18 protein-coding genes are annotated in these 20,935 nt (G+C 29.6%); 14 read left to right on the top strand and 4 right to left on the bottom strand.

All coding sequences use genetic code 11. The features are described from left to right. The first annotated feature begins 240 nt into the window (after window positions 1-240). The 6 genes from CLRAG_RS19555 to CLRAG_RS19530 all read left to right on the top strand — a co-directional run bounded on the left by CLRAG_RS19555 (window position 241) and on the right by CLRAG_RS19530 (window position 5,309). Window positions 241-1,062, top strand: coding sequence for a hypothetical protein (locus tag CLRAG_RS19555; protein WP_242872187.1), 822 nt, complete (start codon window positions 241-243; stop codon window positions 1,060-1,062). A gap of 147 nt (window positions 1,063-1,209) precedes the next feature. Beyond that, window positions 1,210-1,863 (top strand): response regulator transcription factor, encoded by a 654-nt coding sequence (locus tag CLRAG_RS19550; RefSeq protein ID WP_065079944.1) that lies wholly within the window; start codon window positions 1,210-1,212, stop codon window positions 1,861-1,863. Beyond that, entirely contained in the window at window positions 1,864-3,285 is a 1,422-nt protein-coding gene (locus tag CLRAG_RS19545) for a sensor histidine kinase (RefSeq protein ID WP_065079943.1), read from the top strand. A gap of 77 nt (window positions 3,286-3,362) precedes the next feature. After that, entirely contained in the window at window positions 3,363-3,920 is a 558-nt protein-coding gene (locus CLRAG_RS19540; RefSeq protein WP_065079942.1) for a prolyl-tRNA synthetase associated domain-containing protein, read from the top strand. 21 nt (window positions 3,921-3,941) lie between these two features. After that, window positions 3,942-4,793: a helix-turn-helix domain-containing protein gene (locus tag CLRAG_RS19535; protein WP_065079941.1), complete on the top strand. Its 852-nt coding sequence runs from the start codon at window positions 3,942-3,944 to the stop codon at window positions 4,791-4,793. 48 nt (window positions 4,794-4,841) lie between these two features. Continuing rightward, window positions 4,842-5,309, top strand: a complete 468-nt coding sequence (locus tag CLRAG_RS19530; RefSeq protein ID WP_065079940.1) for a VOC family protein — start codon at window positions 4,842-4,844, stop codon at window positions 5,307-5,309. A gap of 352 nt (window positions 5,310-5,661) precedes the next feature. Here CLRAG_RS19530 and CLRAG_RS19525 read toward each other — a convergent pair whose 3' ends face one another. Both CLRAG_RS19525 and CLRAG_RS19520 read right to left on the bottom strand, forming a co-directional pair. Continuing rightward, window positions 5,662-6,990 carry a glycosyl hydrolase family 18 protein gene (locus tag CLRAG_RS19525; RefSeq protein WP_065079939.1) on the bottom strand — a complete coding sequence of 443 codons (1,329 nt, stop codon included), beginning with the start codon at window positions 6,988-6,990 and terminating at the stop codon, window positions 5,662-5,664. Window positions 6,991-7,346: 356 nt separating this feature from the next. Next, the gene (locus CLRAG_RS19520; protein ID WP_065079938.1) at window positions 7,347-8,612 is read right to left on the bottom strand and encodes an L-cysteine desulfidase family protein; all 1,266 of its coding nucleotides are present in this window, start codon (window positions 8,610-8,612) and stop codon (window positions 7,347-7,349) included. Between the two features lie 344 nt (window positions 8,613-8,956). Between CLRAG_RS19520 and CLRAG_RS19515 the strand changes: the two genes are divergently transcribed. The 3 genes from CLRAG_RS19515 to CLRAG_RS19505 all read left to right on the top strand — a co-directional run bounded on the left by CLRAG_RS19515 (window position 8,957) and on the right by CLRAG_RS19505 (window position 11,264). Then, window positions 8,957-9,604, top strand: coding sequence for a GntR family transcriptional regulator (locus CLRAG_RS19515; protein ID WP_065079937.1), 648 nt, complete (start codon window positions 8,957-8,959; stop codon window positions 9,602-9,604). Window positions 9,605-9,815: 211 nt separating this feature from the next. Further along, window positions 9,816-10,385 (top strand): LemA family protein, encoded by a 570-nt coding sequence (locus tag CLRAG_RS19510; protein WP_065079936.1) that lies wholly within the window; start codon window positions 9,816-9,818, stop codon window positions 10,383-10,385. 84 nt (window positions 10,386-10,469) lie between these two features. Further along, complete coding sequence (locus tag CLRAG_RS19505; RefSeq protein WP_065079935.1) at window positions 10,470-11,264, top strand: TPM domain-containing protein; 795 nt, start codon at window positions 10,470-10,472, stop codon at window positions 11,262-11,264. 103 nt (window positions 11,265-11,367) lie between these two features. Here the strand turns inward: CLRAG_RS19505 and CLRAG_RS19500 are convergent, their stop codons facing one another. Continuing rightward, the gene (locus CLRAG_RS19500) at window positions 11,368-12,561 is read right to left on the bottom strand and encodes an alpha/beta fold hydrolase (protein WP_065079934.1); all 1,194 of its coding nucleotides are present in this window, start codon (window positions 12,559-12,561) and stop codon (window positions 11,368-11,370) included. A 430-nt stretch (window positions 12,562-12,991) separates the two neighbouring features. Here CLRAG_RS19500 and CLRAG_RS19495 point away from each other — a divergent pair, with 430 nt between their 5' ends. Genes CLRAG_RS19495 through CLRAG_RS19475 form a run of 5 tightly spaced genes read left to right on the top strand, consistent with a single transcriptional unit; the run spans window position 12,992 to window position 19,368 of the window. Continuing rightward, on the top strand, window positions 12,992-14,971 hold the full coding sequence (locus CLRAG_RS19495; protein ID WP_065079933.1) for a serine hydrolase domain-containing protein: 1,980 nt from the start codon (window positions 12,992-12,994) through the stop codon (window positions 14,969-14,971). A 30-nt stretch (window positions 14,972-15,001) separates the two neighbouring features. Then, a complete protein-coding gene (locus tag CLRAG_RS19490) occupies window positions 15,002-15,769 on the top strand; it encodes an ABC transporter ATP-binding protein (protein ID WP_065079932.1) in 768 nt (255 codons plus the stop codon). After that, window positions 15,756-17,651 carry an FtsX-like permease family protein gene (locus CLRAG_RS19485; protein WP_065079931.1) on the top strand — a complete coding sequence of 632 codons (1,896 nt, stop codon included), beginning with the start codon at window positions 15,756-15,758 and terminating at the stop codon, window positions 17,649-17,651. Before CLRAG_RS19490 ends, CLRAG_RS19485 begins: the two co-directional genes overlap by 14 nt. Window positions 17,652-17,677: 26 nt before the next feature. Further along, on the top strand, window positions 17,678-18,352 hold the full coding sequence (locus tag CLRAG_RS19480) for a response regulator transcription factor (RefSeq protein ID WP_065079930.1): 675 nt from the start codon (window positions 17,678-17,680) through the stop codon (window positions 18,350-18,352). After that, window positions 18,349-19,368 (top strand): sensor histidine kinase, encoded by a 1,020-nt coding sequence (locus tag CLRAG_RS19475; protein WP_065079929.1) that lies wholly within the window; start codon window positions 18,349-18,351, stop codon window positions 19,366-19,368. The genes CLRAG_RS19480 and CLRAG_RS19475 overlap by 4 nt, the downstream gene beginning before the upstream one ends. A 52-nt stretch (window positions 19,369-19,420) precedes the next feature. On the opposite strand, the gene CLRAG_RS19470 is transcribed toward CLRAG_RS19475, so the two are convergent. Beyond that, complete coding sequence (locus CLRAG_RS19470; RefSeq protein WP_065079928.1) at window positions 19,421-20,863, bottom strand: MDR family MFS transporter; 1,443 nt, start codon at window positions 20,861-20,863, stop codon at window positions 19,421-19,423. Window positions 20,864-20,935: the final 72 nt, after the last annotated feature.

The raw sequence follows: 20,935 nt of genomic DNA, 5'->3' as shown, positions 1-20,935 counted from the left end.
TTAATAATTATACGATTTTATAAATTTAACATCAATTTTTTAAACTGATTTTGTAGACATTTAAATATTATATTATAATGTATATATAATAGATATTATTATATGGTAAATTGTTCATAGATTTTACAACTTGGTGACAAGTGAAGGATGGTTTTTACATATCTCTAATATATACTTTATATTGTAGTAAAGATGTTTTGGCATGCTAAACAGCTAAATACAATTTTGGAGGTATTTATTATGAATAGAAAAAAAATATTAGTTTGGGCTTTAACATTATTAGTAGTAGGAGGTGCTTCAGGAATTACCTATGCAAGTGAAAAAATGGATACTACTAAAAATGTAGTTGCAGCAGCAGAAAATAGGAGTAATAGTAATGCTTTAAAGCAGGGAACTATGAATGATGAAGAAGCAATTAAAATAGCTACAGAAGCAATGAAAAATTACATGGGAAAAGATTCAAACTATTTTTCACAAATTAAAGTAGACAGATCAGCTGATATTGCGAAGGAAACACAACAATTAAATAAGAAAGACGAAAAAGAAAGTTCAGAGGGTGAAAAAAAATTTGAAGAAATAAGGGAAAAATACTCAAAAGAACATCCAGAAGATGCAAAAGTAGAGGCAGAAAATATGGCTAAAGCAAAAGATCAGAGAATGATATATATTCTTTTCACTCCTAAAAATTATGATGAAAATAAGATGTGTAACTATTCTGTTTCTATAGATGAGAAAACAGGTGAAATAGTAGGTGTAAGAGCTGAAAATGACTCGGACAAGGATTTTAAGCCTGCAATTGTTGATAATAGAATTAAAGATGCGACTTTAAGCTTCTGCAAAAAAATAGGAAAGAAAATTAAAGGTAATACTATAAAAGTTGATAAAAATATTAACTTTGGCAGGCTATTAGTAAGATGTGAGCTAGATGACGGAAGAGATGCCGAATTTGAAATAAATCTTAAAGATTATTCTGTAGTATATTATCAACTACAGAGTATTAAGCTTTTGCCTTCTATGAAAAAGGACCTTAATAACCAAATTAGACAAATTAAAATTAATTAGTAAATAAGTTTAAAGTGGAAATAATCAGAGACTATATATTTAATTTGATTATTTCCACTTAAGTTAAATGGTGGATTAGTATAAAACTAAGAAATAAAAAGCTTAAAAAAGTGAAATTACAGATATGAATAGGGGGACAAGCAAATCATGATAAAAATATTAGTTGTTGAGGATGAGCTTCCAATATCGAACTTAATAAAGTTGAATTTAAATATGGCAAATTATGAGTGTAAAACAGCTTTCAATGGGGAAGAAGCCTTAAAGAAAATTGAAAATGACAGCTTTGACTTAATACTTTTAGATGTTATGCTTCCTAAAATAGATGGATTTACACTACTTGAAAAGATAAAGCCTCTAGAAATTCCAGTTATATTTTTAACTGCTAAAACTTCTGTTACAGATAAGGTATATGGTCTTAGATCTGGAGCAGATGATTATATAACCAAACCTTTTGAAGGTATTGAATTATTGGCTAGAATTGATAATGTGCTTAGACATTATAATAAAAATACTAATGTAATAAATTTTGAAGATGTAGAGATAAATTTAGAAGAAATGACAACTAGGAAAGCAGGTGAAGCTGTAGAGCTTACTTTAAAGGAATTTGAATTATTAGTGTTTTTAGTACAAAATAAAAATGTTGTATTAACCAGAGAAAAGTTAATAGAAAAAATTTGGGGATATGACTATGTTGGAGAAACTAGAACAATAGATAACCATATACAAAAATTGAGAAAAAAGCTTCAGTGGAAAGATAAAATTAAAACTGTATTTAAATTAGGGTATAGGCTGGAGGGTTAAATGAAGTTCTGGGAGAAGATATTTTTATGTACCTTGGTTATATTTGAAATATTTTTTGTTCCTTCGTCAATATATTTAATTAACAGTAATTTTAAACTGAATCTTAATACAGAAATTAATTCTGGAATAAATGAACAGCAAAGATTTTGCTCTTTTGTAGAATCAAATTTATTTTTGTTTAAAATTCAAAAAGAGTCTAATTCTTACAAGACTGAGCTTGATAAACAAAGTATAGATTCAATGATTAGTACATATTTAAATAATTTTGGAAAACAGGATATATATATTGAGGTAATAGATAATAGAAATAAAGTTATTTTTACTAATTTAAGCATGAATATATCAGATAGAAGAGAGGAACTTAATGTTCAGCTTAATAAAGTGAAGTATATAATACGTGATATTGATGAAAAAAACTATTTATTTATAACGAAAAAAATAAATTTAGACAATAATTACTATAAAATTTCTTATGTTAAGGATGTTTCAAGTATTTATGACAATAAGAAATATTTGTTGAATCTTCTTTTAAAATTAAATATATTTGTTTGTATAATTTTAATTATAGTAACTGTAGCATTAAGTAAGCTTATAGTAAATCCTATAAATAAATTAATTAGAACCACTCAAAAAATAGCTGCTGGAAACTTTAGTGAAAGAATAAAGGTAATATCGGATGATGAGATTGGATTATTATCAAAAAACTTTAATGATATGGCAGATGTTGTGGAGGATAAAATAAATGAACTAAAGATGGCTTCAGAGGATAAGCAGAGATTTATTGATAATCTTGCTCATGAGCTTAGAACGCCATTAACTTCTATAATAGGTTATGCTGATTTTCTTAGAACTACTAAGTATGATGAGGAAACCTTTATAAACTCCTTAAGTTATATATACAGCGAAGGCAAGAGATTAGAAAAATTAGCCTTCAAATTAATGGATTTAATTATTTTGAGAAAAAAAGATTTTAAAATGAAAAGTGAAAATGTTCTTAAGCTTCTAGTTGAAATTAAAGATTCCATGCAGCCAAAATTGGAGAAGAAAAATATTCATTTAGAAATTTCAGCTGAAGATTTAAATTTATCAATGGATAAAGAGTTAATGACGGTGATGATAACTAATTTTGTTGATAATGCCGTTAAAGCATCTCAAATTGGTGATAAAATATACCTAAAGGTATATAAATATGATGCTTCTAATATAATATTGGAAGTTAAGGACAGCGGAATTGGTATTCCAGAAGAGGACATATCAAAGGTAATGGAACCATTTTTTATGGTGGACAAATCCAGGGCAAGGGCTAGTAATGGTGTAGGGCTTGGACTCTCTTTGTGTGTGGAAATCGCTAAAATTCATAATGCTAGGATTGATATAGAAAGTAAGGTTGGAGAGGGTACCGCAATAAAGGTAATTTTTTAAGAGACAAAATGTTCTATTTTTACAAGAGCTTTTGATACTTATAATACCATGTTTAAGAAAGAGAGGTAATTAAATTAGTGACAAAGATACATATTGATTCAACTATTTATACTACAAAACCAGCAGATTCTAGATTATCTAAGGAGATGGCAGTTTATGATTTGCTGGAGGAGCTTGACATCCCTTATAGTCGTATAGATCACGATGTAACGGCAAGCATTGAGGATTGTCATAATGTAGAAAGGCTTTTGAGGATTACTATTTGTAAAAATTTGTTTTTGTGTAACAGCCAGAAAACTGACTTTTATTTGCTTATGATGCCTGGCGATAAAAAGTTCAAGACAAAAGAATTGTCTGCTCAGATTCAATCTTCTCGTTTGTCATTTGCACCAGCGGAGTATATGGAAAAATATCTTAATATTACACCAGGATCTGTGAGTGTTATGGGACTTATGAATGATGCAGATCATAACGTAAAACTTTTGATAGACGAGGATGTAATAAAAGAGGAATATGTGGGATGTCATCCTTGTATTAATACTTCAAGTCTTAAGATTAAGACCAAATATATTATAGATAAGTTTCTTCCACATACAGAACATCTTCCAACATATGTGAAATTAACAGGAAAATAGTTTTACATAGGAGGAGTAGATTTGTTCTTTAATGATATTTCAGTAAAGAAACATTTAAAAATAAAAGAGACACCTAATTACATATACATAGAGCCTCATCCTCTGCTTAGAAAATATATTGCACATTATACTATATTATTTCCTAATCCAAAAGAAATGGGAAGGTGCAGTGATAATATTGGTGATTTAACTTTAATACCTGACTGCAGTGGTTGTATTATATATACTTATGAAAATAATAATTTTTTATTAAGCCTTTGGGGAGCAACAACGAAGACGGTTATAGTAAAAAATGATGTGAACTCTAAAAAAATAAGATTTTTTATTGAGTTTGTACCTGGTGGCCTGCATGCTATTACTGGTATAAAACAATCAGAATTATGTGATATTCAAACACAAGTAGATGAAGTTGACAAGTGTTTGTATGATTCATTAAATCATGCTGCCGAGATTGCAAATAATGCAGATGATATGATTTCAATGGTGAACAGGATTTTTTTGAAAGCAGTAGAGAAAAATAATAAGCAGCATGCAGTTATGAGATCTAGCTTAGAGAAAATTAAAGCTGCAAATGGAGTGATAACAGTAAAAGAATTATCATCAAGTGAATATGTAAGCCAGCGTCATTTAAATAGATTGTTTAATGAGTATATTGGGATAAATCCAAAAATGCTTTTAAGAATTTCTAGGGTAAATTATTCAATAAATATGTTAAAAAAAGCTGAGAATAAAAGTTACATAAATGCATCTCAAATCTTGGGTTATTTTGATCAATCACATTTTATTCATGATTTTAAGCGAATATGTGGAGTTTCTCCTAAAGAATTTTTCAAGAACACGTCTGATTTTTACAATGAACTTTTTAAATATTGATATATAATGAATAATGTTAGAAAAGTATATATATAGGAGATGTTTGAAATGAAATTTGTATGTCCACTTATAGCCGTTAGTGATATTGAGATTTCAAAAAATTTTTATAAAAAAGTGCTTAATCAGAAGGTAACCATGGATTTTGGAGAAAATGTTACTTTTGAAAACAGCTTTGCAATACAGAAAGGTTTTGCAGAACTTATTGATATAAATAAAAATGAAGTTACCAATAAGTCAAATAATTTTGAACTCTATTTTGAAGAAGAGGACTTAAATGGATTTGTAGATAGGTTAAAGAATTTTGATAAAATAGAATATGTTCATGATGTTAAAGAACATCCATGGGGGCAGAGAGTCATCAGGTTTTATGATCCCGATAAACATATTATTGAGGTTGGAGAAAGCATGGTAAGTGTTATAAAGCGATTTTTAAATGAAGGTTTGACACCTGAAGAAACAGCTAAGCGTACTCAGTTTCCTATTGATTATATAAGGCAATTAGAAGAATGTAAATAATTTAATTTTCGCACATATGAAGATTTTACTTAATGTAAAAATAATGCGAAACAATATTTTTAAGAGGACAGAGGACAATTGACAGAGGACAGTGGAAGGAGAATTTTTCTTCGTTACACTACGGAAAATCTTTAATTAAATTTTTAATGTCTCATTTCGCTAAAGCGAAATATTGCTGACTTATATAAATTTTAAGCTTGTTTTGCGTTAGCAAAACAAGCTTAAAAATAAATTAGGTTTCTGACGTAAGGAGGAAAACTTACCTTCTTTGTCCTCTGTCTTCTGTCAAATGTCATCTGTAAAAGTTGAGCAAATAATTTATGGTAATTAAATTTGTCATTATACCGATATTTTATCTATTAAATTTTGTTTTTATGCTTGTCCAATAGTCTGCATTTTCAAGCCCCAATCTCCAAATGGCAATACCATTTAAATTATAGGAATTAACTAAATCTAATTTATATCCTAAACTTTGGCCATTTTCAAACCAATTTGAGTGAGCTATACCAGAAGTATCTGTGTAATTGAAATATGGTGATTTTGATATATTATCCCACAGTATAGACGCATTGTTTGCAGCTGCAATATTGTACATACCATTTATTCCATAAGCTTTTGTACCATTTGATGACCAATCGTAACCATAAGCTGCAACACCTAACATAATTTTTTCTCTTGGAATTACCGTAACTGCATATTTAATTACATTTTCAACCCAAGATATAGATGCAATTGGACCTGCCGTCCCACCAGGATAGTGCTCATCATAGGTCATTATAGCTATTTGATCACAATACTTTGCTAATGCAGCATAATCGTATGCTCCGCTCCAAGAATTTGTTGTACTATCACTTGTTTTAGCTGGTACTGAAAGGGTTACTGAAAAACCTTGTGGAGTTAACAAATTGTAAAGTTCTTGTACAAAAGTTGTGTAGTAGTTTCTATCATAATAGAAAACTCCTTCAAGATCTACATTTACGCCTTTGTAGCCATTTACCTTTATTGCGTTTAAAAGATTATTTTCTAATTTTTGTCTATTTGTTTGATTTTCTAGTACTGATTTTGCAATATTGCCATCAAAATTATTTTGAAGCATTGCATAGGTTTTAATTCCATTACTGTTTGCATAGCTAATTTGGTTAGTTGGAACTAATCCTGAAATATTGCCAAGACTGTCTGTAGTATAGGTTTGCGTAGCTATTTCATCAATAGTTGAAGTATTAGCTGCCATTGAATTGTAAGAGGACGAATCTCCCGAATAATAATAGGTTGTAAAACCTAAAATTTGCTTTTTAGATGTGGTTGGTATTATAGAAGCCTGTAGGGTAGCAGCAGTTACATGGATTGAACTTGTTGAGGTACCGTAGCGATTATAAGCTGTGACATAAAACCAATAATTAGTATTAGAAGTTAGTCCGGACTTTATTAAATTTGTACTAGTAACAGTAGCAATTTTGGTATAGTTAGCATCATTTGGTGAAGCCATATAAACATAGTATCCCGATGCACCAGATGCTGAAGACCAACTCAATGTAAGAGAACTTGTACTAATATTAGAAATAGTTAATCCTGTTGGAGTTGGTGGTGGAGAATTATTTTTTTTTGCTGCAGCAAATTGTATGTTGGAAATTAGAAAAATAATTGTTGTAATGAATATCAAAAAGCTTTTTTTAACTGTCATCTGTACCCCTCCTTAAATTTATTATTGAATTAGGTTGGCAAATCTAATATTTCTCTCCTTTGATGATCTAATTATAAAGCCTTTTTTTGTATATTAATAGATTTCTATAGTCACATTGATATAGGGACTAAAGTCATAAAATCTTACAATATTTTAAAAAATTTTTAGAAAGCCAGAGGGTAGAAGGAGTTTTTAACAAAGTGACGGGTACTATAATAGATAACCATCGGATAAAATTAATTTCTTATGTGCGAAAGTTGAGTTAAAAATAATATTTTTATCCGATGGTTGTTATAGGTAATATTTATGGTTTAATTGAGTATAGTAATTCATTCTCAAAAATTATAAAAAAGAGGTTATTTACCTATCATAATATTAAGAATTTCTACGTCAGTTGATTTCATACCTTGATGTCCCACACGACCGATATTCTGAATTGTTTTTTCATAATCCTTTTCTACAAGTCCTTCACCAAATGGAAATACTAAACCATGTTTTGCCATTTCATATCCCATTATACCAGCATCGACTGAACTAGAAATTTTTGCTGCACAGGAAGCTTTGGCTCCATCACATACAATACCACCAACAGTGCCGATAGAATTGATTATGGTCTTTCCAATTGTATCATAATCACCACCATTTAAATAAGCAATACCACAAGCTGCAGCTGTCCCTGCTGATACAGCTCCACAGTAAGCAGATAAATTTCCTATATAACGTTTTTGATGTAGTGATATAAGGTTAGTTAAAACAAGAGCTCTATAAAGTGTATCTTCATCCGCTCCCATCTCTTTAGCATAAACTAAAACTGGCATGGTACAGGTGATTCCCTGGTTACCACTTCCTGAGTTGATGACTACGGGAAGGGCACATCCATTCATTCTTGCATCAGAACCTGCTGCGGCAGCTGCTTTTGCCTTGGTACGTATATCATTACTACCAAATTTTATAAGAGTTCGTCCAACTTGAGCGCCCCAATTATGAGTCAAGCCTTCTTTTGATATGGCAGAATTATATTTAATTTGTCTGCTAATAATATCTCGTACATCATTCAAGTTTACTTCATTGGCAAACTGAAGTATGTCTTTGATATTGAGCTTTGATTTATCTCCAGATTGTTTAGTTACTACGTCAGGCTGTTCAAATATTACTTCACCATTTTTTTCAATTTTGGCAATGTGGTTATGTTTTGTTCTGACTTCTACAGCTGACATATTATGTCCAGCCGTTAATTCTGCACGGATAAAAAGATTTTCTTCTCCTTCTTCTAGTTTACAGCTGCAGATCCCCTTTTTGCGTAATGCCTTAGCTTTATCGATGTCTTCTTGCTTCACTTCACTGATAACTTGGAGTTCCAAATTTGCTTTTCCAGCTACGACACCTAAAATAGCTGCAGCTTCCACACCTTTTTCTCCACCGGAATTAGGTACGATAACTCCCTTTACATTTTTAATAATATTGCCACTGCAGCAAATAACTATTTTCTCTGGCATTTGTCCAAGAACTTCTCTTGCTTTTGCAGCTGTAAATGCAATGGCAATTGGTTCTGTGCATCCCATAGCTGGAATTAACTCTTCTTTTAATATTTTAACGTAATTGTCATATTGGATTTTATCCATTAAAAAGCCCCCTTTGTTACTAACTAATATGATTATAAGAATATGTAATACATTCCTAACATAAGTAAGATTCATTGATATTTTAGTATTTCTACTAATCATATCACGGTAAGCTTCAATAATCAATATTATATACTATATGTATATAATATGTTTGATTACATCAAATATATTATGAAAAATTTAAAATTTAATGGAAAAGATAATAATATATATTATCTTGTGATATGATTACAAACGATGATCTATATGTTATTCAAAAATCAGGTTCTTTTATATTGACTTCTTTTTTTTTAGAATGTATAATGATTTGACAATAATATTGGAATAAAAGGGGTAGTTCTATGGGTGAAAAAAACGATAATACATTAAAAAATCAAATTTATAATGCTTTGTTTTCTGATATTATTAATGGTGTATATTCTCCAGATACCATTCTAACTGAAAAGTTTTTGATGGAGAAATACGGCGTTAGTCGTGCACCAATACGTGAAGCACTTACACAGCTTATTGGAACTCATATACTGTCAAGTATTCCAAGGCAGGGATATAAAATTATTCAGCCAAGTAAACAGCAATTATTGGAAATTGTAAAATTTCGTTCTATTCTAGAGAGTTCTTTTTTGGAAAATTATTATATGTATATAGATGAAGCTTTTATCGAGAAGCTTAAAAACATTTGTATGAGTCATGCTAATTGTCCTGACAATGATTTTATGGTTCGCTGGAATTATAATTGCGAGTTTCACCTTAAACTATTCTCTATTTATGGGAATCAGTATGCATATAAGCTTTTGGAAGATGCTATGAATATACAGACTATTTTTTTTATACAAAGAAAACATTATAGCAGGACGAGTTTGCATAGGGTTTTAATTGATTATTTGGAAAGAAACGAAATTGAAATGGCTGTAAATATTTTAAAAGCAGATATTGAGAATCTTATGATTTCAGACATTGCTGCTATTCCAACTAATAAGGATAAAAAATGATAGTATACATTGATAAAAGGTCAGGAATTTTTGAAAGGTTATGATTAAAATCTCAAAAATTCTTGGCTTTATTATTTTTTGAGATTTAATTTTTAAAATTTTAGCGTTAAATATGAATTTATATTACAAAATAGAAATTTAATGCCTAGTATATTTATTAAAAAAATTCCTTAAAATAAATATACTATTATAAAAAATGGTGGTGTATCGAATGAGTAAAGGATTAAAAACATCTTTAATTGTTATAGGAATATTATTAGTTATATTTTTACCTTTAATAGGTAGTTATAATTCTATTGTAGGATTAGATCAAAAAGTTAATGCATCAGAGTCTAATATTGATACTCAACTGCAGAGAAGATCAGATTTAATACCAAACTTAGTTCAAACGGTAAAAGGTTATGCAGCTCAAGAAAAAACAATATTTACAGATGTGGCAAATGCAAGAGCTAAGCTTGCTGGAGCTCAAACAATTACTGATAGAGCAAATGCAGATGCAGCACTTTCCTCAGCACTTTCAAGACTTTTAGTAATTGTTGAAAGATATCCGGATTTAAAATCCAATCAAAATTTTAGAGATTTATCTGTTGCTTTAGAGGGTACAGAAAATAGAATAGGAATAGCAAGACAAGATTATAATACCGCTGTGAATAACTATAATACATCTATAAAAAGATTTCCAAATTCAATAATTTCAGGTATATTTGGTTTTTCTCAAAAAACATATTATAAGGCTAGTCAGGGAGCACAGGAAGTTCCAAAGGTGGATTTTACAAGATAGTTTAGTTTACAACCTACAAGTTATATATTCATAAAATTAGGTTGTAAGAAAGCTATTTTAGATAATCTAAGATGGAAAATTTAAATGAATAAAATAAATACTAAGTTAAAGGTGATTTTATCATCTTTAGGTATAATACTTTCTGTAGTAATTTCAATTTTGATTTTGCCTTATTTTGTAAAAGGAGCTGCAAATATACCTGTACCAACTAAATTAAAGTATATAAATGATTATGTAGGAATTGTTGATGAAGATTCTAAAAACTATATTGTATCACTTGGAAGTGAATTAGAAAATAAAACTGGATCACAAGCAGCAGTAGTTATAATTAGTTCACTTGAAGGAAAAGATATAGAATCTTATTCCAATGAGCTTTTTAGAAGCTGGGGAATTGGACAAAAAGGTAGGGACAATGGGCTTTTAATATTATTGTCAATAAATGATAAAAAGTGGAGAGTGGAAGTAGGAAGAGAGTTGGAAGGCGTAATTACAGATATATATTCTTCTAGAGTTATGAATAGTGAAGCGGTTCCGCTTTTTAAAGAAAAAAGATATGGTGAAGGTTTAAAGAATGCTTATTCAGTTTTTGCAAGAGATATAGCGAAAGAATATAATGTTAGTTTGCAAGAAAGTAAGAAAACTGCACAGAAGCAAAAATCAGTTTCTATAAATCCTGTAATAATATATTATATTCTGGGTGCTTTCCTATTGGATATTTTACTTAATAAAGCAAGGATAACTAAGTTTTTATTCTATTTGCTGTTTTGGAATTCTTTTTGGGGAGGCCCAAGAGGAGGCGATGGAGGTCTTGGTGGAAGTAACCAGGGCGGATTTGGAGGAGGCAGCTCTAGTGGAGGTGGTTCTTCAGGAGGTTGGTAAAATTGTAAATGAAAATTAGATTATTAACTTATGCCTATTTCAAAGTCTTTTATTAAGACACTTTGAAAAGCATAAGTTAATTTTTATATAATCTTCACATTGGTTATTTGTCAATTAAAATTTTATTCAGTTGATTGACAAATTTATCACTTTCATTAATCCAAGGACTATGACCAGAGTGTTCAAACCAAATAATTTCCTTATGGGGTGCACGTAAAACGTTATAATAGTCTTCAACTAATGAAATTGGAGCATTAATGTCGCGCCTTCCTACAAAAAAATAGATTGGTATTTTTACTTTGGCATAATCTTTTCTTAAATCGATACTATAAAGCTGAGGGTAAACATGATTAAAGGTATTAGTAAGACCCCACAAAAAGTTGATCTTATCTATAAGGCTATATTCCGATGAAGAAATATCTCTCCATGTATTAAAATGAGAATTATATATTCCCGGGTCTTTTTGCATATAAGAGCTTAAGTAATTTAAATACTCTGCACTTTTCCAGGTAACGTCAGTTCCATAATATGGTGGATGACCATTTGATCTTAGTTTTGCAATCTTATTAGTATTATTTTTAATATGAGCTATTTTAATGGCGTTCTCGTAATCTAATTCTTCTGTTTTAGAGAAATCAACCATTTGTCCTGTCCCAACAAAACTGTAATACTTTTCTGGGTATTTTTCAGATAAAAAGATACCAAGGGCACTTCCACATGACTCGCCAACTAAATAGATTTTATCCTTTTTAAATGTTTTACATAGATATTTAGTTAATGCATATCCATCTTGAACATAGGTATTTACATTTAAATTTTTGACATTTGCAGCATAATAGGATTTGCCAGAACCAGGCTGGTCCCAATTCACAACAACAAAATTCTTCTCAAGTTTTTGAAGATTATAGCGTACCGTAGCCATTTGAGTCCCACCAGGGCCTCCTGCTAAAAATAATAGTACTGGATTATTTTTGTTTTCTCCCCTTATGATAATCCACTCTTGTCTACCATTTAATTGTACTTTTCTTAATTCAGCAATGCTTTTTGGCAGGGGATTTCCGTTCTTATCCACAATTCTGGGAGTGTTAGCTGAAAAATAACTAAATATTATTAATATAAGTATCAATATAAATAAACTTCCTAAAATTATGGTATTTCTTTTTAATTTTAAGATTATGTTATTCAAGGGAGCTTTTTTTCTTATCTTTAGTATCCACAACATCCCAATAATAAGCTCTGTTATAAAGGTTCCCATAATTGAAATAAGAAGTATTGAAAAAATAATTATCTGTATCATAAAAGTTACTCCTCAAAAATATGAATTAAACTAATTACATAATAAATTTTCTTAATAATAGATTTGACTAATGGTCGAATTTATATATTTATGTTATCATCTTTTCGACTATTATTAAACAAGGTGTTGATGAAAAGTTGTTCCACAGTGCGATAAGCCAGAGGAAACTGCTTAGAAATCTGTTTATAAAATGTGAGCTTTGATTGGATGGCTTTTTTTAATTATCTTCCTAACCTTACAATAATGTAATGATGCTTAATAAATATTGTAAGGTAAATGAATGGCTGGTATTATAGATGTTTTTTATAATTTATTTAAAGGTTGAAGTTAAAGAATATGTACAGTTCTAAACTTGAAACTTTAAATAAGTAATATTAAGAAAAATACTAGTTAATTTCTTAATATGTTAAAGCTATGGAGGAACATGAGCATGTGTTATGAAAGATTTAAAAAAAATATAAATTTCTTGAAAAATAAGTTAATAAAACGGATGTTTGCAATTATATCAATGTTTATAATATGTTTTGGAAGCAACGTTACAGTTTTTGCAAAATCTAATTCAAGTGATAACTTGTTAAGTAATAAAGATGATTTGAAAGTATTTATGGATAATACTTTTCAGAAAAAGATGAAGGAAGAACATGTTCCAGGAGCAGTTATTACTGTGGTTAAGGATGGAAAAGTTATTTTTAGCAAAGGATACGGATATGCTGATTTAGAAAATAAAGTACCTATGACACCTGATAAAACTTTAGTAAGAATAGCATCGGTATCAAAGCTTTTTACTTATACGGCAATGATGCAGCTTTCTGAACAAGGTAAGGTAGATTTGAAGGCTGATGTAAATAAATATTTAAAAGGACATACCTTAAAAAATAAATATTCAAATCCAGTAACAGTGGAAGAACTTCTTACACATACATCTGGTATAGATGATAATAGAATAGCAGATTTGTCAAAAGATAAAAGAGATTTACTTCCTATGAATGATTTTTTAAAAAAACATCTACCTAAAGTAGTAAGAGAGCCTGGAACTGTCATTAATTACAGCAGCTATGATGCAGCGTTAGCGGGTGGGATTGTTGAGCAAGTTTCTGGAAAACCCCTTAATAATTTTATTGAAGATAATATATTTAAACCACTTAAAATGAGCAATTCAACATTAAATAGAGATATGAATCCAAAAGGCTTGGAATGTGGTTACAATTATGAGAATGACAAGATAGTTAAAGCTGAACTATTGAAAGGATATTTTAATAATTATGCTGTTGGTGGTATAATATCAACTTCTGAAGATATGGCTAAATTTATGATAGCTCAGCTTAATAATGGAGCATATAGGGATAAAAGAATTTTACAAGAAAGCACAGCTATTGATATACACAGTCAGCATGCAACTTTTGATAAGAGATTGCCTGGAATGGCTTATGGGTTTAATGAAAAATATATAAAAGGGTATAGGGCAATTGAGCATCCAGGATATTCACCAGATAATATATACAGTGATATGACTTTATTTCCAGATGAAAATTTAGGAGTTTTTATATCTATAAATCAAGGAATGAATAATCTACCAGATGAAATTGTGTCAGAAATGGTTGCAAAATATTTCCCAAAGAAAGAAGAAGCAAAGAATAAAAAGCCTTATTATACATCAAAAAGCAATCTAAAGGATTTTGTAGGAACTTATAGATTTAGTGAAAATCCAAAAAGTACCTTTCATAAAGCAGATGCTTTTCCAGAAGGAGAGGATGTCACTGTAAGCTTAAAAGATGGAAAAGCCTTAACATTAACAGGTAAAGATGTTTTCGTTGGAAATAAATATAGCACAACTCTGGAAGAAATAGAACCATTGGTATTTAAAAGAGCTGATACAGGAGAGTATGTAGTATTTAAGAAAAATAGGAATGGACAAATTTATTACCTAGCACAGCAGCAGGACAGCTGGCACGGGACTTATGAAAAACTCAAATGGTATGAGTTTTCAATTGTCCAAATTTCTATATTTGTATTTTGCTCAATAGTATTTTTAGCATCAATTATATTTTCTATTGTAAGAGCAGCTTATATTGTGATAAAAAGAAAAGGTAATAAATTAAACAAGCTAGGGAAATCTCTTTTTGGTATGTCGTTTCTAGTTAGTTTTTTAAATGTGTTTTTCTTTATAGCAGCGTTATTTGTGCTGGGAGAACCAACTAGGTATGGCATAAGCATAGAAGCTAAGTTGTTGTTATGTGTACCAATATTGAGTTTAATTTTAAATTTATTGTTTTTAGTTTATGCAGCAATTGATCGGATGAAGAAAAACAGTAAATTATGTTATAGGATATATTACTTGGTTTTAGTTTTTACAGGAATGTTGTATATATGGTTTTTGAATTATTGGAACTTTTTAGGATTTAAATATTAGAAAATATAAGTGCAAACCGGGAGGATTATGATGAAAGTATTGACAGTTGAAAATATAAAAAAAGTATATGGAGAAAGACATGGAGGAAATGTTTCAAGTGCATTAAATGGAGTTAGTTTTGATGTGGAAAAAGGAGAGTTTGTCGGCATTATGGGACCTTCAGGAGCAGGAAAATCCACATTACTAAATGTTATAGCAACTATAGACACACCGACTTCAGGAAGCATAAAAATAGGTAACCAGGATATAGTTAATTTAAAAGAACCTAAACTTTCAAGATTTAGAAGAAAAAAATTGGGATTTATTTTTCAAGATTATAATTTACTTGATACTTTAACTTTGAAGGAAAATGTAATATTGCCTTTAGCACTTTCTAAAGTAAAGGTTAATGAAATAGATGAAAGGGCAGAAAGAATAGCTTCTACCTTAGGTATAAGTAAGATACTTAATAAATATCCATATGAAGTGTCAGGGGGACAAAGACAGAGAACTGCTGCAGCTAGAGCTATAATAACCAATCCAGAGCTCATACTGGCAGATGAACCAACGGGTGCTCTTGATTCTAAGTCATCAAGGGAGCTACTTGGATGTATGAGTGAATTAAATAAGGAGCAAAGTGCTACAATTTTGATGGTAACTCATGATGCTTTTGCAGCCAGTTTCTGCAGAAGAATTATATTTATAAAAGATGGAGAATTGTTTACTGAAATAAGAAGTAGTGGAGATAGAAAGGAATTCTTTGACAGAATTTTAAAAGTTTTAGCAGTACTTGGAGGTGGAGTAAATGACCTTCATTAGTCTAGCTGTAAATAATGTTAAGAAAAACTTTAATAATTATGTTATGTATTTAATAAGTGCTGTGTTTTCTGTTATGATATTTTATATATTTTCTTCTATAGCCTTTAATGAGGTGATTATGAAACTAGCAGATAATAAGCCTATAGTTAAAGCTATATTCAAAGCTTCAGCGGGTATAGTTGCATTATTTTCTTTTGTATTTATATGGTATTCAAATAGTTTTTTCTTGAAAACAAGAAAAAAGGAAATAGCAATTTATTCTATGGTTGGTATGGAGAAAAAGCAGATTGCAAAAATGTTATTTTATGAAAACTTAATTATAGGAGTTCTAGCGATACTATGTGGAATAGTACTAGGCACAATGTTTTCTAAATACTTCTCACTTATGCTAATTTATCTTATGAAGGAAACCTTGAATATAAAATTTATCATTTCACTTAAAGCTTTTGAAATAACTATTGTAGTATTTTGCATACTTTTCCTATTAAATTCCTTTCATAGTTACAGCATAATATATAGATACAAGCTAATAGAACTTTTGTCAGCACAAAAAGAAGGAGAAAAGCAGCCTAATACTTCATTAATTACATCAATATTATCTTTGGTATTTATTGCAGCAGGATATATTATGACATATGATAAAACTACAATGCAGTTAGTGAAGATTGGAATACCAATAGTTATTTTAGTGTCTATAGGAACTTATTTTCTTTTTAGCAGCTTCATTATAATCTTTATAAGAACTATTAAGAGAAATAGAAGTGTTTACTATAGGGGAGAAAATATGATATCTGTATCACAAATACTCTATAGGATAAAAAGTAATGCAAAAACTCTTTCTGTTATTGCACTCTTAAGTGCAGTAACCTTAACTTCTGTTGCAGCATCGTATTCATTTTATAAAACTACAGAAAAAGATATGGGAAAGGATATGGTCTTTTCTTATGAATTTGTTAATGCAGATAGCTCTTTAAATAAAAAAATTGAAGATACGATAAATAAATATGATAATAAACTGATCTCACGAAATAATTTAAAACTCATAAGTGCAAAAGTAAATCTACCTATTTTGAATAAAGATGATTTTGAGGGAAAAATAATATCACAAAGTGATTATAACAGTGTGATTACAATAAAAAATAGGGGAAACAAGGTGAACTTAAAAGGCAATGAATGCTTATTTATTCAAACAAGTAAGGGAAGCAGTAAAAAGTATACCTATTTACGTAATCCGGTTTTAGTTAAGCTAGAAAATTCAATAATGAATTTTACAATTATAAAATCTACAGATGTACAAGTAGTAAGTCCTGCTGTAGCAGCAAGCACAATTGTTGTTTCAGACAAAGCCTTTAAAGGTATAAGTTCTCAAAATAAAATTACTAATATGAATGGATATATAGTACAAAATCCAGAAAAATCAAAGGAACTTACAAAAAAGTTGAATGAAGAAGTATCTAAAGACATATATGTAGATTCTTATTATGACTCTTATCAGGGATTTTATAAAGGTGGAGCTGTTTTAATTTTTATTGGAATGTTCTTAGGAATATTATTCTTCTTAGCAACAGGTAGTATAATATCTTTTAAACAATTGATGGAGGCATCTGATGATGAAAGAAGGTATTCAACTTTAAGAAAAATAGGCATGAACAGGCAGGAAATAAAGAAGTCCATAGCGAAACAATTATCAGTAACATTTGGAATGCCTTTAGTAGTTGCTATTTGTCACAGCACAGCAGCTTTAATAGTATTTCAAAGATTGATGAATGAGGGAATAATGAACTACTGTGTAATAATAATGCTAGGATATATACTTATGTATTTTCTATATTATATAGTAACTGTAAATTCCTATACAAATATTGTTTGTAAAAAAGAATAAGGGATATTTAAAGACTGGGGTGTGCTATGTTTAAAATACTTGTAATTGAAGATGATGAAGTTATAGGAGAAGAAATACTTAATGCTGTGAGAAAGCATGGATATGAGGGAAAAAGAATTGAAGATTTTAATAAGGTCATAGAAGAATTTGTTAAATATAAACCAGATCTGGTGCTTTTAGATATAAACCTGCCAGCTTATGATGGCTTTTATTGGTGCGGAAAAATAAGAATGCTTTCAAAAGTTCCTATAATTTTTATATCTTCCAGGACCGAAGAAATGGACATAATAATAGCAACAAATATGGGAGGAGACGATTATGTTACAAAACCATTTTCAATAAACATATTACTAACTAAGGTAAATGCATTACTCAGAAGAACCTATTCCTATTTCAATGATTTAGAATCAGATGTAATTACTCATAAAGGATTAATATTAAATTTAAAAGATGATACAGTTATGTATGATGGTAACAATATTCAGCTTACTAGAAATGAATTTAAAATTCTACACATACTTATGAAAAATAAAGGTACTATAGTAAGTCGTGATAGGATTATAAGAGAGTTATGGCAGGATGAGAGTTTTGTTGATGACAATACTTTAACTGTAAATATTGCAAGACTTAGAAAAAAAATTAAGAATATTGGCCTTCCTAATTACATTGAGACCCAAAAAAGTATGGGGTATATAGTATGAGCTTAAGAGAATATTTAAAAGACAGAAGAAATTTAGTTATTTTTTTTATTATACTTATGATATTTATAAGTGGAATGATTTTATTTGATAGTTCTATAAGAATGTTAAAATCCAATGCGGAATATGTAGTTACAGTTTCCATTTTGCTTTTTATAATATATCTTGGAGCTGATTATAGCTTAATTAAATTCAATATGAATAAAATTAAAAAATTGCCTAAAGAAGGGCTGGAGTGGATTCACAGTTTACCTTGTCCAAGGAATTATGAACAAAAATTTTATCTTGATGTAATTAATAATCTGTATGAAAATGCTAATATACAAATAGAAAGTCTTAATAATAATAACAATGAAAGTGTTGAATTTTTAACTACCTGGGTTCATGAAATAAAAACGCCTATTGCTGCATCTAAACTAATTATTGAAAATAATTTAAGTAGAGAAAATGAAAAGACATTATATGGAATAGAGATGGAGATAGAAAAAGTAGAAGATTATGTTCAAAAAGCTTTGTTTTATTCCAGAATAAATGATTTTTCTAAAGATTACAGAATAGATAATGTTAAAATTGAAACTGCAGTAAAGGAAAGTATAAAAAGTGAGGCATCCTGGTTTATAAATAAGAACATAAAATTGAAGATAGAAGATCTAGATGTAGAGGTTGATACAGATTATAAATGGCTTCAATTTATAATAAAACAAATTTTAGATAATGCCATAAAATATACTTCTAAAGATGGGGTTATAAATATATATACAAAAGCACAAGAAAAGGAAAAAGTTTTATATATAAAAGACAATGGAATAGGTATAAAGAAAGAAGATATTAGAAGAGTCTTTGAAAAAAGTTTTACAGGTTATAATGGGAGGGTAAAGCAGCATTCAACTGGAATGGGGCTTTATATAAGCCAAAAACTTGCAGGAAAGTTAGGGCATTATATAGCTATAGAATCTGAATATGGAAAAGGCACTGAAGTTTCAATTCATTTTCCAAAGTTAAATAAATATATTTCATAGGCAAGAAAATTACAGGTTTTATTTGTAATTTTCTTGTCAGGTAAAAATGTAACTATTTTACACTATCCTTAGTTCTACTTTTTTTACTAAGAATTAGAGATAATATAAAACCTATTCCAATTAGCACAGCAGCAACTGTTACAGAACGACTAAAGCCGATGTATATTGCTTTTACTTGACTGCTTGGATCTGCCCCACTATTCATATTTTTTAAGTAGATATTTTGATAAGCTGTCATAACACCCACAAATAGAGCTGAACCTAAAGCACCAGCTATTTGCATTCCAGTATTTACTATAGCAACACCATCTGCTTGGTTTTTACCTGATAATTCACTAAGTGAAGTTGTTTGGGTAGTTGACATAGACATAGATGTTCCCACCATTATAGCACAATAGATAAGAGTAATTGTCCTTATAGGAGTTGACGGTGAAATACGTGATAGCATAAAAGTAAAAATACATGCTACTAGAAAACCTAATGGAATCAGTATACTTCCGCCTATTTTATCATAAATCTTACCAACAAATGGAGTTAATACACATCCCACAAGAATTGGTGGTAATATAGCCATTGCTGACGTAAAAGAAGATGTTTTTAAGCCATTTTGAAGCAGCAAAGGTAATATGACATTTATTGAAAAGTTAAACATTTGCATTAATATAATTAATAGTACACCTATTGCAAATATAGGGTGCCTAAATGATCGTATTTCAAGTATTGGCTGTTTTAAAGATAACTGGCGTTTACAAAAGAAAATTAATGCTATAAATCCAATTACAAAAACAACAGCAGTAGATAATAAACTTGAATTACCAGCTGAACTTACTGAATATATAATACCTGCAAATCCTATAGTTGACAGCAGTATGGATAAGTAATCAATTTTAGGTTTTGTTATCACAGAGATATTTTCTAAATAAAAATAACCTCCAATAATACAAATCAATAAAATTGGAATTAAGAGCACGAATAATGAATGCCAGCTAAAATGCTGCAGAAGTAAACCAGAAACCGCTGGACCAAGTGCAGGTCCTAATGTGATTATACAAACACATAACCCCATTATTGAACCACGTTTTTCTGGTGGTGTTACTACTAAAGCTGAATTCATCATAATAGGTATGAGCATACCAGTGCCTAATGCTTGAATTATTCTTGAAATTAATAGTGCTGTAAAAGTGCTAGAAAATACAGCACATAGAGTCCCAATTAGAAATAATACCATTGCACTTAAAAATAGTTGCTTTGTAGTAAAAGTGTGAATAAGAAAAGCTGTAACTGGCACAAGAATTCCAACTACTAGTACATAACCAGTAGTAAGCCACTGTGCTGTAGTAGCTGTAATGTGCATTTCTACCATTAATTTAGGAAATGCTACATTCAATATGGTTTCATTAAATAGTGCTATGAAACTTCCAAGTAATAATACAAACATAATTGCTTTTGCATTGTACTTAGGTCTTTTTTCTGTATAAATTTTTTTTGCTTCCATAAATTATAATCTCCTTAAATTTATTTTGTAGACCGGTCTATATATTAAGGGCGTAAACGAACACTTTGAAAA

The organism is Clostridium ragsdalei P11, from assembly GCF_001675165.1.
GTDB lineage: Bacteria > Bacillota > Clostridia > Clostridiales > Clostridiaceae > Clostridium_B > Clostridium_B ragsdalei.
The sequence above is the reverse complement of the archived record's forward strand: the minus strand, read 5'-3'. Positions and strand labels throughout refer to the sequence as shown.

Coding starts and splice junctions, on each gene's coding strand:
- CLRAG_RS19555 (WP_242872187.1), top strand. CDS start 241: ATGAATAGAAAAAAAATATTAGTTTGGGCTTTAACATTATTAGTAGTA.
- CLRAG_RS19550 (WP_065079944.1), top strand. CDS start 1,210: ATGATAAAAATATTAGTTGTTGAGGATGAGCTTCCAATATCGAACTTA.
- CLRAG_RS19545 (WP_065079943.1), top strand. CDS start 1,864: ATGAAGTTCTGGGAGAAGATATTTTTATGTACCTTGGTTATATTTGAA.
- CLRAG_RS19530 (WP_065079940.1), top strand. CDS start 4,842: ATGAAATTTGTATGTCCACTTATAGCCGTTAGTGATATTGAGATTTCA.
- CLRAG_RS19525 (WP_065079939.1), bottom strand. CDS start 6,990: ATGACAGTTAAAAAAAGCTTTTTGATATTCATTACAACAATTATTTTT.
- CLRAG_RS19520 (WP_065079938.1), bottom strand. CDS start 8,612: ATGGATAAAATCCAATATGACAATTACGTTAAAATATTAAAAGAAGAG.
- CLRAG_RS19515 (WP_065079937.1), top strand. CDS start 8,957: ATGGGTGAAAAAAACGATAATACATTAAAAAATCAAATTTATAATGCT.
- CLRAG_RS19510 (WP_065079936.1), top strand. CDS start 9,816: ATGAGTAAAGGATTAAAAACATCTTTAATTGTTATAGGAATATTATTA.
- CLRAG_RS19505 (WP_065079935.1), top strand. CDS start 10,470: ATGAATAAAATAAATACTAAGTTAAAGGTGATTTTATCATCTTTAGGT.
- CLRAG_RS19500 (WP_065079934.1), bottom strand. CDS start 12,561: ATGATACAGATAATTATTTTTTCAATACTTCTTATTTCAATTATGGGA.
- CLRAG_RS19495 (WP_065079933.1), top strand. CDS start 12,992: ATGTGTTATGAAAGATTTAAAAAAAATATAAATTTCTTGAAAAATAAG.
- CLRAG_RS19490 (WP_065079932.1), top strand. CDS start 15,002: ATGAAAGTATTGACAGTTGAAAATATAAAAAAAGTATATGGAGAAAGA.
- CLRAG_RS19485 (WP_065079931.1), top strand. CDS start 15,756: ATGACCTTCATTAGTCTAGCTGTAAATAATGTTAAGAAAAACTTTAAT.
- CLRAG_RS19480 (WP_065079930.1), top strand. CDS start 17,678: ATGTTTAAAATACTTGTAATTGAAGATGATGAAGTTATAGGAGAAGAA.
- CLRAG_RS19475 (WP_065079929.1), top strand. CDS start 18,349: ATGAGCTTAAGAGAATATTTAAAAGACAGAAGAAATTTAGTTATTTTT.
- CLRAG_RS19470 (WP_065079928.1), bottom strand. CDS start 20,863: ATGGAAGCAAAAAAAATTTATACAGAAAAAAGACCTAAGTACAATGCA.